Below are 12,994 nucleotides of genomic sequence, written 5' to 3' on the forward strand. Positions count from 1 at the left end.
ACGCCTTCCCTTCTCCCAACAAGCCCGACATGCCCGGCCCCGAAGCCCCGCACCCCCCGGTTCGCCAGACGCCCCAAGCCATTCAGGCCAACGCCCACGCACGGCGCGTGATTCTGAGTCCGGTGCCGGCCCCGGCCACGACACCCAAGCTGGTGCACGCGCCCGTCGAATCCGTCACCAACCACAGCCAGGAAATCTTCATCCAGTGCCTGTACATGGTGCCCGTGGTCGGCAATGCCATGTCGTTGTGGGACGTGGGTGCCGATATCTACCGGATTTGCAGCCAGCCGGGCGCGGCGAAGGACCCGTTCCAATGGGGCATCCTGGTGATCGACGCCGTCGGGGTGGTGCCAGCCGCCGGCAACGCCAGCCGCCCTGCCCGCGCCGTGGCCAAGGAGGTGCTGCTCGCGTTCGCCAAGGGCGCGGCGGCGGCAGTGCTGGTCGATCTGTTTTGGGCCACCGCCGGCGGCGACGTGATCGCCTTCATGGCCGAGTTCGACCGGCACCTCGATAGCTGGAAGCAGGACATCATCGACGGCGTGCGCAAAGCGACGCGCACGATCCGCCGATTTGTGCAGAACCCGGTGTCGGCGGCCGAGCAGATGGGCGCGGTCAAGAAAAACACGGGCTTCCTATCATGGGTACCGTCCACGGAGGAGATTGCGCTGTACGGCATTGATCAGTTGCTCAAGCTGTCCGGCCAGCGTGCGGCCATCCTGGCATGGCTCGATGCATTCGAGCGCGACACCGGGCCAATGATCCATGCGGCCTTGGGCGATGCGGGCAAGGCAGGCACGCTGCTGTTCATGGCGGCGCGGGTGGCCGCCGAAATCAAGACGCGGCGTGCCCGCAAGCTTCCGTCCCACACGGCGCAGGCCGTGCCCGGCACGATGGACAAACCACACGTCAAAGCCGGCCAGGTCCGCCACACCACGCAAAAGGGCGCCTCGCCGAGCCCTGTCCCGGCCAGGAACGGCTGCGGCTGCCCGGCGACGGCCACCGCCAAGCCGGTCAACTACGCCATGGGCGACGAGAACCTGGAGCAGACCGACTTCGTGCTCGATGGCGTGGTGCCGATTGCCTGGACCCGGCGCTACCGCTCCAGCCTCGCCGCCTATGACGACAGCCCGCTCGGCGCGCGCTGGAGCAGTCCCTATCACCTGTCGCTGGCACCGCGGGACGACGGGTCGTTCCTGTTCTTCGACCCCGACAGCCGTCCGGTGCCGCTGCCGGCGCTCGCCGTCGGGGAAACCATCGAGGTGCCCGCCGAGCGGTTGACCCTGCATCGGCCGGATGCCCGCCAGTTGCGGCTCGCCTATCCCGACGGGTCGGTGGAAGCCTACCGGCTGCACGGGACGCGCTATCGCCTGGCGTCGCGCCGCGGGCGCGACGGCCTGGGGCTGGCGATGACCTATGACGAGCGCGGACGGCTCACCGGGATGAACGATGGCGCCGACAATGCGGTCCGACTGGACTACGCAGACGGCCGCGTTTCGGCGATCCACCGCCTGGATGGCGCCGGCAATGCCACACAGACGCTGGCGCGCTATGCCTATGGCCCGACCGGCGATCTGCTGCGCCACGAGGACGTACTGGGTCATGCGCGTACCTTTGCCTACGAGCAGCACCTGCTGGTGCGCTACACCGACTTCAACGGCAACGGGCACCATCTGGAGTGGGCGTGGCCGGGCAGCGCGCAGGGCCTGCCGGCGCCGGCCGATGCGAAATGCGTGCGCACCTGGGTCGGCCAGGACGAGCGCGACATCCGCGACGACACGCGCTTCGAATACCACCGCGAGCACTGGTACACCCGGGTTACCGATGCCGAGGGCCAGCAGACCTATCACCGCTACGATTATCACAACCGGATCGTGCTGGTCGAGCATCCGGACGGCAGCAGCGAGCGCTTCGAGTGGGACGATCGCAACAACCTGGTGGGCATGACCAATGCGGAGGGCCAGACCGAGCGCTTCGCCTATGACGCGCAGGGGCGCGTGACCGCCGTCACCGATGCGCTGGGCAACACCACGCGCACCGAGTACGACGCGGCCGGATTGCCGGTCAAGGTCACGGCGCCCACCGGCGAGGCGACCGAGACGGCCTATGACGAGTTGGGCCGGCCGGTGTCGGTCACCGACCCGACCGGGCGCACGACCGAGTATGCCTGGAGCAACGCCGGACAACTGCTCGCCATGACCGACCCCAAGGGCGGAGTGCGGGAGTTCGGCTACGACCATGGCGGGCGGCTGATCTGTGCGCGCGACTGTTCGGGCTTCGAGACCCGGTATGCCTATGACGCCAACGGCCATCTGATGCAGCGCACCGACGCCGAGGGCCAGGTTACCGCCTACCGGCACGACGCGCGCGGCCAGTTGCTGGCACGCCGCGATCCGGACGGGACCGAGGCGCGCTTTGCCTACGACGGCGAGGGCAACCTGGTCACCTACACCGACGGCGCGGGCCAGGCGACCACGTACAGCTACAACGCCCGCTACCAGCCGACCTGGCGCCGCGACGCGGCGGGGCGCGAACTCTGGTACCTCTATGACTCGCAATGGCGGCTGGCACGGCTGCGCAACGAGAACGGCGAGTACACGCGCTTCACCTACGACGTGGTGGGGCAATTGGTCGAGCAGACCGGCTTCGATGACCGCACGGTGCACTACGGCTACGACGCTGCGGGGCACCTCACAAGCCGTGCCGAAGACGGATCGCGCACCGAGTATGGGCGTGATCCGCTGGGCCGGCTGACATCCCGCACGGTATCTGCCGGGGCGCGCCTGCCGGTCGAGGAGCGTTTCTACTACGACGCGCATGGACGGCTGGCGACGGCCAGCACCGGGTACAGCAGGGTGCAGTTGCACTACGACGAGGCCGGTGACATGGTGGCCGAGTTGCAGCGCATCGGCACCGACAACGGCGAGTACGTGACGGTCAGCCGCCACGAATATGATGCGCTGGGCCATCGCACCAAGACCACGCTGCCGAACACGCGCACGGTGGGATGGCAGCGCTATGGCTCGGGCCATGTGCATGGCGTATTGCTGGACAGCCGGCCGTTGCTGGATGTGGAGCGCGACAAGCTGCACCGGGAGGTGTCGCGCCAGCACCGCGGCTGGCGCCAGACGCGCGCCTACGACGCCGGCGGGCGGCTCGCGCAACAGGCGGTGCGCCAGGGCGCGGCCGAGGCGCCCGGGGCCTGGATTGCCCAGCGGCAGTTCCAGTACAGCCCGGCCGGGCACCTGACGCGCATCGAGGACCGAGCGCGCGGCGCGACCGAGTATGCCTACGATCCGGTCGGACGCCTGCTCAAGGCAGTGTCGCCGGACCTGACCGAGGCATTTGCGTTCGATCCGGCGGGCAACCCGGTGGACCCGGACAAGATGGCGCCGCGCCCGGCGGTGGAGCGCGACGCAGACAAGGCCGCGCGGCATGCCCGCGAGGCCGCCGAGGACGCCGCCTGGCTGCGTGCCCATCCGGGCGAGACATACCCGCCGCTGCGCTTTGACCAGCGCGGGGCCGAAGACCGTCAAAAGCTGGACGCCTGGCAGCGCGCGTTGCCGCGCTGCGTGGGCAACGTGCTCGCGGAACTCACGCATACGCGCTATGAGCACGACACGTATGGCAATCTCGTGCGCCGCATCGCGCCCGACGGCACGACATGGCAATACGAGTACGACGCGGCCAACCGGCTCACGCAGGCGAGCCGCCGTGCCGGGGAGGCAGCGGCCAACGAGCGGCAATGGGCGGACGACTCGGCGCCCCCGGCGCTGCAGGTGCGCTTTGCCTATGACGCGTTTGGGCGGCGCACGCAAAAGACCGTCACCCATCCGGATGGCACCGTCGAGCGCACGCTGTTCAGCTGGGATGGCGACGTGCTGCTGATGGAGGAACGCTTCATCCAGCCCCCGCGACAGCCGGGGGACTACCGGCCCTGCCCGTTCCGCGGGGTGGCCCTGGTACGAGAAGACCCCGACGATGCGTATTCCGTGCCGGTGGCGCAGCGCATCCACACGCTGGAAGCGGATCAGCAATGGCAAGGCGCGTCGCTGTACCTGCACGAACCCGGCAGCTTCGTACCGCTGGCGCGGCTGGACGAGACGCTGGTGGAGCCCGCGGTTCTGATGACGGGCACGGACGGGCAGTTCATGCAGGTGCCGGCCAAGACCCGGCATGCGACGCTGTTTTACCAGACTGACCACCTCGGCACGCCGCAGGAACTGGTGGACGAGACCGGCAAGGTGGTATGGCTGGGGCGGTACAAGGCGTGGGGCGGGCTGAAGGCGTCGCGCCACGGGGCAGATCCGGCCGAAGCCACCAACGCCATCCGCTTCCCGGGGCAGTACCATGATGCGGAGACGGGGCTGCATTACAACCGGCATCGGTATTATGATCCGGGCACGGGTAGATTCATCTCGAAGGATCCGATTGGGCTGGCTGGTGGGATCAATGTCTATCAGTATGCGTCGAATCCGGTTGAGTGGGTCGATCCGTTAGGGCTAACTGGGCGAAATTGTGCTTTCAGGAAAGCGAAACGCGATGCGAGAATTCCAATGTCTCAGCAACCGGACTCGATTAATCGAGTTCCGATGACTAACAACGGTTGCCCAGTGATGCATGGAAACAAACGCGTCGTTACTCGAGAGTACAAATTTACTCGGTCAGACGGTAGTGTTGTGGTGATACAAGATCATGGGGCAGGTCATAGTTTTGGGGAAGGGGGTATTGGCGATCAAGCGGCACATTTCAATGTACGGCCAATTGCCAATACAAGAACTGGCTCAGTAGATGGAACACAGGCACACTATCCCTTTGAGTGAAGGAAGCCATGAATCCCAATGCTGCGTTCCTAGAGAACGGCGAAGTCCTTTGTCGAATTTATGGTGTTTTTCCGAAATTCGACGAAGTAAATCTTCATAACATTAAATTAGACTGGAATGGTCCAATCGCTATTCTTACATTTGATTTGGCTGATTTTCCTAAAAATCCTCCTGAAAAATGGAAAAAACTCAATACGATTCAGATCGATTTGTCGTTTTTCCCGCTTATTTCGGTGGATTTGAGAAAATTTGGGAGGGGGAATAAATGCGACATTCTACCATCCATAGGTGATGATGGATTATTAAAAATAATTATACAAGGAGACTCGGAAGGGTGTTTCACGGCTATATCTGCTCGGGTAGATAAAGTTTCAGCTTATTTTAATCAAAGGTGAGTGAAGATCCGTGTAATTTGCGACCCCTCATCCAGTTTTCTCGGAGGTAATTGAAGAACCAACCGCACCTGATCGCCCACTACGCTGACCGCACTGGGTGCGGCATGAGCCTCGAATGGTGGGGCGACAGTTGAGATGACGACGTGCTGCTGATGGAGGAACGCTTCATCCAGCCCCCGCGACAGCCGGGGGACTACCGGCCCTGCCCGTTCCGCGGGGTGGCCCTGGCACGAGAAGACCCCGACGATGCGTATTCCGTGCCGGTGGCGCAGCGCATCCACACGCTGGAAGCGGATCAGCAATGGCAAGGCGCGTCGCTGTACCTGCACGAACCCGGCAGCTTCGTACCGCTGGCGCGGCTGGACGAGACGCTGGTGGAGCCCGCGGTTCTGATGACGGGCACGGACGGGCAGTTCATGCAGGTGCCGGCGAAGACCCGGCATGCGACGCTGTTTTACCAGACCGACCACCTCGGCACGCCGCAGGAACTGGTGGACGAGACCGGCAAGGTGGTATGGCTGGGGCGGTACAAGGCGTGGGGCGGGCTGAAGGCGTCGCGCCACGGGGCAGATCCGGCCGAAGCCACCAACGCCATCCGCTTCCCGGGGCAGTACCATGATGCGGAGACGGGGCTGCATTACAACCGGCATCGGTATTATGATCCGGGCACGGGTAGATTCATCTCGAAAGATCCGATTGGGCTGGCTGGTGGGATCAATGTCTATCAGTACGCGCCCAATCCGGTTGAGTGGATTGATCCGCTTGGGTTGAAGAAGAAAAAATGCCCTTGTCCTGACTGCCTACCCGATGAAGCGATTGTATGTAGAGGCGGTAGTTGTACTGCCGAGAAATTTCGTCAGGGATCGGGTGTCACGGTTGGTGCAGACGGAAGACTAGATGGAGTTTCGGTAAACAGTGCTACGGGAAAGTCACTAGATGAACTGACTGATGGCATCCCGCATGGGAAGGTCGGTGTTACAACGGTCGGAAATGTCAGGGTGGCAGGTGACGATGTGGTTGCATCGCCAACTAGGAAAAATCCAAATCATGCGACCTTATCTGGAATAACAGCGGAACAAGCGGAGGCGCTCATGACGCCGACTGTCCGCAATCCCAATGCAAGAAAGTAGGTGGAATATGAACGAGGAAAAACTGAATGAAATTGAGGCTCGCTGTAAGGCGGCCACGCCTGGGCCGTGGGTATCTTATGTTGAGGGAAGAGACCATGAAAGCGGTTCAAATTTCATCATGACTGGTCCGGAAGATGCTCGCAGTGAAGATATCGAGCTAAGTGGCGCCACCATCGCGGATCAAGATTTTATTGCGCATGCTAGACAAGATATACCGCTGTTGGTTGCTGAGATTAGGCGGCTCAGGGAAATGTTGATGCGTAAGTAGAAACGGGGCTGCATTACAACCGGTATCGGTATTATGATCCGGGCAGTGGGTGCTTTATCTCGAAGGACCCGATCGGGTTGGCTGGTGGCATCAACGTCTACCAGTACGCGCCGAACACGACGGGGTGGATTGATCCGCTCGGATTAGCTGCTGTGTCCAACACTTCAGACTTCGATACAGCAAGGCGAGATATCGAGGAACACTTCCCGGTCATTCGCCCGCTCACTATCGCCGGCGTGTCTCCGGTGATGCGGCACGAGATGGCACCGTATCTCCTGCTCCAGTGGCGGAGTGCTGTCCTGTCTGCACGCCGTCGACGGCGGGGTATGAAACGGGCGGGCGGTGTGTTGATCTGGAAGCCGGCCTGGACGGCAGTGCCGCTGCATTAGGAATCTGCCGCCGCAGTTGAAACAACCAGCACATCGAAAGGCGAAACACCATGACTTCCATTGCTTACGCAGGCGACCCCACAACCCACGGTGGCGTCATTCTCACCGGTTCCGACACGATGATCGTCATGGACCGCAAAGCCGCCCGCAAAGGCGACCTGGTGTCGTGCCCGCTGCCGGGCCACGGCGTCAATCCGATCATCGAAGGCTCGGACATGCTGACCGACAACGGCAGGCCGATTGCGCTGCACGGACACCGTACCGCGTGCGGTTGCATGCTGATTGCGCTGGACACGCACGCTACCATTCACCAATAACTTGGGCTGAGCCTGTGGCGACACCGTCCCGGGTGCCTGTTGCCGCCAGTCGATACCTTGCTGTCGCGGCGTTGACGGGTTCAATACTGCCCATGTGCGCGCAATCTTCGAAACTGCGTACCCCAAGCATCCGGTGACCGGTGCCGGAGCGAGCGGCATCGGAAAATTCATCTTTTGTGTCAGAAACAGTAATCTCGGCGGTTTTTTCACTACGCTTGCGGCTGGCGCCGGATTATCCGGCTCTGTTCTTCTTTCAGCCGACCACTCAACGCGCAGACAATATGAATCAACACACGCCGCAACCGTCTTTCGCTTTCGTCGCCACCTCGTGGGCCGCCCTGCTCGCCGGCTTCATCGCTTTCCTGGTGGGGCTGTTCAATGCCGACATGCAACTGAACGAGCGCGGCTATTACTTCACCGTCCTCGTCTACGGCCTGTTCGCCGCGGTATCCGTGCAGAAAAGCGTGCGGGACCGGCTCGAAGGCATCCCGGTCACCGGCATCTACTACGGATTGTGCTGGGTGTCGGTATTGCTGGCGGTGCTGCTGCTCGGCGTGGGCTTGTTCAACGCGACCCTCGCCCTCAGCGAGAAGGGGTTCTACGGCATGTCGTTCGCGCTGGCCCTGTTCGGCGCCATCGCCGTGCAGAAGAATACGCGCGACCTCCATGCCGCCCGGCCCCAGGCGGCCGACGCGCCGCTCGCGCCCGCCCGCGACGACGGCGCGCCCGCACGGCAGGACGACTGATCTCCCGCCCGGCGTGGCGGTGCCGCCGGGGCACACGCCACGGCCAGCCTGCTATCCTCGCCCCAGCCCACCCTCCTCGTGCATGCTTGGCGCCCGCCAGGAAACCCCGCTTCTCGCCTCTGCCGCCAGCCGGACACGCATGCCGCCGCGGCCCGCCACACCCCGACTGTTGACTGAAAATCAAAAGATTTTCACCGATACTCCTGTTTTTCAATCGAAGCGGGCCAGGCAGACTTCGCCTCATCGCTTTGCTCGCCGAAGCACGCGCGGCGAGCGCCTGCCGCGCGGCATGGCCCCGCATCCGCCCCCAACCGAGGAGAATTTCATGACCGCGTCCAGCGCCCCCGCCGTCGAGGCCGCGCCCCGTTCCGCCCTGCCGCTGCTCGCGCTCGCGGCCGGCGCCTTCAGCATCGGCACCACCGAGTTCGCGCCGATGGGCCTGCTGCCCGTGATCGCGGACGGCGTCCACGTGTCGATCCCGACCGCCGGCATGCTGATCAGCGCCTACGCCATCGGCGTCATGCTCGGCGCGCCGGTGATGACGCTGCTCCTGTCGCGCTGGCCCCGGCGCTCGGCGCTGATCGCGCTGATGAGCATCTTCACGGTGGGCAACCTGCTGTCCGCGCTGGCGCCGAACTACACGGCGCTGCTACTCGCGCGGCTGGTCACGAGCCTGAACCACGGCGCGTTCTTCGGCGTGGGCTCGGTCGTCGCGGCCAGCCTGGTGCCGCGCCACCGGCAGGCCAGCGCCGTGGCCACCATGTTCATGGGCCTGACCATCGCCAACGTGGGCGGCGTGCCGGCCGCGACCTGGCTCGGGCAGGTGCTCGGCTGGCGCATGTCGTTCGCGGCCACCGCCGGGCTCGGCGTCGTCGCCATGATCGGGCTGTGGTCGGCGCTGCCGCGCGGCCAGGCCGGCCGGGCGCCCGACCTGCGCGGCGAGTTGGCCGTGCTGACGCGGCCCGTGGTGCTGGCCGCGATGGCCACCACCGTGCTCGGCGCCGGCGCCATGTTCACGCTCTATACCTATATCGCGCCGACGCTGGTGGAAATCACCGGCGCCTCGCCCGGCTTCGTCACCGCGATGCTGATGCTGATCGGCATCGGCTTCTCGATCGGCAACGTGGCCGGCGGGCGCCTGGCCGACCGTTCGCTCGAAGGCAGCCTGATCGGCTTCCTGGTCCTGCTGAGCGCGGTCATGCTGGTGTTCCCGTGGCTGGCCACCACGCACCTGGGCGTGGCCGCCGGCCTGCTGGTATGGGGCACCGCCACCTTCGCCATCGTGCCGCCGCTGCAGATGCGCGTGATGCGCGCTGCGGCCGAGGCGCCGGGCCTGGCGTCCTCGGTCAACGTGGGCGCGTTCAACCTCGGCAACGCGCTCGGCGCGGCCGCGGGCGGCGCCGCCATTTCGTCCGGCTTCGGCTACCAGGCCGTGCCGGTGGTCGGCGCGCTGCTGGCCGCGGCCAGCCTCCTGCTCGTGCTGGTCCAGGCCGCGCGCGCGCGCCAGCGCGCCTGACGGCGGCTCCCTACTTCCCGCGGCCCGGTGCGATACCGCGCGGGCCGCCGCGCCTAGCCGGGCAGCTCGCCCACCGCGCGCGACGCCTGCTCGATCGCCGCCGTCAGCGACGGGCTGCCGGCGCTGTCGCAATTGGCGATGACCACGTTGCCCGCCGGCGCGCGTGCCCGTTCCAGCGCGGCCTGCGCCGCGGCCGCGTCGTCGTAGAGGCTGTTGGGCAGGTAGCTGTAGCCGTGCGCCCAGCGGTTGACGGTGATGCCGCGGATCACGTCGCCGGAGGCAAAGCCGCCGCCGGCCAGCATGCGGTCGAGCTGGCCGCGGATGCCGGCTTCGAGCGTGGCGAACGGCGTGCCGAGCAGGAAGGCGCGGCCGGCGCGGAAACGGTCGCGCGCGGACATGCCGCTGTCGGGCACGGTCGGCACGTAGAGCATGTGCAGCACCACCGGGTCGGATGGCCGCGCGCCGGCCGGGGTTTCCAGCCACAGGTCGGTGTAGGCCATCGCCGGCGCGTGGATGCGGCGGGCCTTGAGCGCGGCGAAGGCCCGCCAGTTGTCGAGCGCCACCTTGCTGTAGACCACCGGCGCCTTGACGTCGGCGCGCAGGGCCTGCTTCTGCGGCTCGGGCAGGCCGGGCATGATGAACGGGATCATCATGTTGTAGCCCGCCAGCACCACGTGCGCAGCTTCCACGCGGTGCAGGTTGCCGCTCCAGCCGTAGGTCACGCGCGTGATGCGCTGGTCGGGCTCGATGGCGATGGCGGTGCTGTTCAGGCGCAGCTTGACCTTGGCGTCGTCGGTATCGAGCCGGCTGTAGTCGAAGGCCGCGCCGCCGATGGCATCGGCGCCCGCGCCCCCGGCCACGCCGGGAATCAGGCTGCGCACCAGCAGGCGCGCCAGCGTGGCGTTGCCGTCGGGAAACCACAGCGTGGAAGCCGGCGACTTGCCCAGGCGCGCGTCGCGGCCCAGCCGCGGCATGTTCGCGCCGCCCGGCAGGCCGATGGCGAGCGCGTCGAACACGGAGACGCCGTCCGCGTCGAGCGCGTAGGCATCGTTGCCGCGGCTGCGGAAGAAGCGCTGGCCGGCCAGCCCCAGGCCGGCCTTGTCGCGCAGGAAGGCGGCATACGGCGTGCGCTTGAGGTAGGCCAGCCGCTCGGCCTCGCCCAGGCCCGCGAGGTAGTCGGTGCCGCCGTCGGCCAGGCGCGCCAGCGCGGCGCGGTCCTGCGGCGGCAGCGGCGTCTTGTCGAGGAAGGCCTTGAAGGCGTCGGTCGACGGCGGCGCCGCGCCTGTATTGCCGGCGTTGCGCGCGTCGGTCAGATCGGCGAACGGGTCGCCGGCCAGCAGCTGGTCGCGGCCGAAATGCTCGGCGTCGAAGAACACCGCGCGGCCCATGCCGAGGTCGCGGTAGGGATCGGGCGCGGCCGGCGGGCGCTTGGTCTCCACGCCCAGCCCGGCCAGCAGCGTGGCCACCGCGCGGCTGTCGAGCGCAGCCGCGGGCATGTCGGCGCTGCCGCCGTAGGTGACGAGTTTCTGCCCGCGCACGGTGAATTCGTTGCGCTTGGCGTGGCCGCCGAAATCGTCGTGGTTGTCGAGGATCAGGATGCGCTTGCCGGCGCCGAAGCGGCGCTGGTAGAACCACGCCGCCGCCAACCCGCTGATGCCGCCGCCGACCACCACGAGGTCGAACGCTTCGCGCGCGAGCACGCCGGGGTATCTGGCGCCTTCGCGCGCCAGGCTGTGCGCCAGCGTGTAGGTGCCGGCGTGGTTGCCGCGCAGCCCGGTGAGCGCCGGCGGATACACCGCCGCGCCGCGCTCGGCGGCCCGCAGCAGCTGGCCCGGCGCGAGGCCGGCGGCGATGGTGAGCGCGGCGCCGTTGAGGAAATCCCTGCGCGTGATGGTCATGTCGGTGTGGCCTTCGCTTGTCGCTGCTTGTCTTTGCCCGGTCCCTGCGTGTCCCTGCCCGCGCGGCTCAGCGCCCGGCCGCCTGACGGCGGCGGTCGAGCTCGGCGCGGCGCGCGGCCACGGCGGCCTCGCCGACCGGGCTGGCGTCGTTGCCCCAGCCGGCGCGGATGAAGGTCAGCACGTTGGCCAGTTCCTGGTTGTCCAGGGTCCAGCCGTAGCCGGGCATGTGATAGTCGGTGGCGGCGGTGCCGACCTGGGCCGTGACGGCGCCGTCGAGCAGCAGGCTGGCCAGCGCGGACGGGTCCGGGTCCATCACGGTCGGATTGCCCGCCAGCGGCGGGAAGACCCGCGCGAAGCCCTTGCCGCCGGCGCCGTGGCACGGCATGCAGAACTCCGCGTACTGGCGCGCGCCGGTCGCGTCGAAGCGGCCCTGGGCCAGCCGCTCGGCGGTGGCGGCGTCATAGCGGTATGGCGTCTCGCCGCGCGCGCCGGGAATGGACTTGAGGTAGGTGGCGACCGCCTCCAGGTCCGGGCGGGTCATGAACTGCGTGGACGAGGCGATCACCTCGGACATCGGCCCGAACGAGGTGGCATGCGCGTTGCGGCCGGTGTGCAGGTATTCGGCGATGTCCTCGCGCGACCAGCCGCCCAGCCCGGTGCGCGGGTCGCCGCGCAGGCTGGTGGAGGCCCAGCCGTCCACGCTGGCGCCGGCCAGGAAGTGCCGGCTGCGCTCGTCCAGTCCGCGCTCGGCCAGCAGCGTGCCGCGCGGCGTGTGGCAGGCGCCGCAGTGGGCCACGGCCTGCACCAGGTAGGCGCCGCGCCGCCATTCGGCGCTCTGGCCGGCGCCGGCCTCGGCCGGGCCGCTGTCCAGGAACAGCCAGTTCCACACGCGCAGCAGCCAGCGCATGCCGAACGGCCAGCGCATCTCGGGCGCGGCGGCGGCCCGGCGCACCGGCTTCACCTCGGCGCGCAGGTAGGCGTAGAGCGCCTGCACGTCCGGCTCGGCCAGCCTGGCGTAGGACGGGTAAGGCATGGCCGGATACAGCCGCTTGCCGTGCTTCGCCACGCCCTCGCGCAGCGCGCGGTCGAACTCCGCGAAGCTGTAGCCGCCGATGCCGGTCTCGGCGTCGGGCGTGATGTTGGTGGAATAGACCGTGCCCACGCCAGTGCGCAGCGGCAGGCCGCCCGCGAACGGCGCGCCGCCGGGGGCGGTGTGGCAGGCCGCGCAGTTGGCGACCTTGGCGAGATAGCGGCCGCGCTCGACGCGCACGGCATCGGCGGCGGCGGGCTGGGCCGCGGCCGGCGGCGCCAGCCCGGCGCCGCCGGCCAGCAGCAGGATGGCGCCGAGAGCACGGCGCAGGCAGCCGGACCAGCGGCGGGCAAAACCATCGGCAGCGGCAGGCCGCCCGGGGGATAGGCTCAGGTCGTCGCTCATGTCGTCGTTTTCTTGTTGTCGGTGCCGCCGGGGAGGAGCGGAAGCCAAGCCTCTGCGGGCCAGTAGCGATTATCGCCGCA

9 protein-coding genes and 1 pseudogene are annotated in these 12,994 nt (G+C 67.1%); 8 read left to right on the plus strand and 2 right to left on the minus strand.

Annotated elements, in window-relative coordinates:
- The first annotated feature begins 29 nt into the window (after nucleotides 1–29).
- The 8 genes and pseudogenes from KF708C_RS17050 (at nucleotide 30) to KF708C_RS17065 (ending at nucleotide 9,581) form a co-directional block, all read left to right on the plus strand.
- Nucleotides 30–4,820 (plus strand): RHS repeat-associated core domain-containing protein, encoded by a 4,791-nt coding sequence (locus tag KF708C_RS17050; protein WP_082079617.1) that lies wholly within the window; start codon nucleotides 30–32, stop codon nucleotides 4,818–4,820.
- An 8-nt stretch (nucleotides 4,821–4,828) separates the two neighbouring features.
- Nucleotides 4,829–5,215 (plus strand): Imm50 family immunity protein, encoded by a 387-nt coding sequence (locus KF708C_RS34660; RefSeq protein WP_082079618.1) that lies wholly within the window; start codon nucleotides 4,829–4,831, stop codon nucleotides 5,213–5,215.
- Nucleotides 5,216–5,367: 152 nt separating this feature from the next.
- Nucleotides 5,368–6,345 carry an RHS repeat-associated core domain-containing protein gene (locus KF708C_RS36920; protein ID WP_082079634.1) on the plus strand — a complete coding sequence of 326 codons (978 nt, stop codon included), beginning with the start codon at nucleotides 5,368–5,370 and terminating at the stop codon, nucleotides 6,343–6,345.
- 7 nt (nucleotides 6,346–6,352) lie between these two features.
- Nucleotides 6,353–6,613 (plus strand): hypothetical protein, encoded by a 261-nt coding sequence (locus tag KF708C_RS34670; RefSeq protein WP_081075399.1) that lies wholly within the window; start codon nucleotides 6,353–6,355, stop codon nucleotides 6,611–6,613.
- Nucleotides 6,613–6,762, plus strand: a pseudogene (locus tag KF708C_RS37040) (RHS repeat-associated core domain-containing protein); the annotation flags it as partial. The gene KF708C_RS34670 and the pseudogene KF708C_RS37040, both read left to right, overlap by 1 nt.
- 290 nt (nucleotides 6,763–7,052) lie before the next feature.
- The gene (locus KF708C_RS17055; RefSeq protein ID WP_059412718.1) at nucleotides 7,053–7,319 is read left to right on the plus strand and encodes a PAAR domain-containing protein; all 267 of its coding nucleotides are present in this window, start codon (nucleotides 7,053–7,055) and stop codon (nucleotides 7,317–7,319) included.
- A gap of 281 nt (nucleotides 7,320–7,600) precedes the next feature.
- Nucleotides 7,601–8,065: an inner membrane protein YiaA gene (yiaA, locus tag KF708C_RS17060; RefSeq protein ID WP_059412719.1), complete on the plus strand. Its 465-nt coding sequence runs from the start codon at nucleotides 7,601–7,603 to the stop codon at nucleotides 8,063–8,065.
- 325 nt (nucleotides 8,066–8,390) lie between these two features.
- Nucleotides 8,391–9,581: an MFS transporter gene (locus KF708C_RS17065; RefSeq protein WP_020205977.1), complete on the plus strand. Its 1,191-nt coding sequence runs from the start codon at nucleotides 8,391–8,393 to the stop codon at nucleotides 9,579–9,581.
- A gap of 53 nt (nucleotides 9,582–9,634) precedes the next feature.
- On the opposite strand, the gene KF708C_RS17070 is transcribed toward KF708C_RS17065, so the two are convergent.
- Nucleotides 9,635–11,479, minus strand: coding sequence for an NAD(P)/FAD-dependent oxidoreductase (locus KF708C_RS17070; protein ID WP_059412720.1), 1,845 nt, complete (start codon nucleotides 11,477–11,479; stop codon nucleotides 9,635–9,637).
- 67 nt (nucleotides 11,480–11,546) lie between these two features.
- Nucleotides 11,547–12,914, minus strand: a complete 1,368-nt coding sequence (locus tag KF708C_RS17075) for a cytochrome c (protein WP_082079620.1) — start codon at nucleotides 12,912–12,914, stop codon at nucleotides 11,547–11,549.
- Between the last annotated feature and the right edge of the window lie 80 nt (nucleotides 12,915–12,994).

The sequence above is a fragment of the Cupriavidus basilensis genome, assembly GCF_000876015.1.
Lineage (GTDB): Bacteria > Pseudomonadota > Gammaproteobacteria > Burkholderiales > Burkholderiaceae > Cupriavidus > Cupriavidus basilensis_B.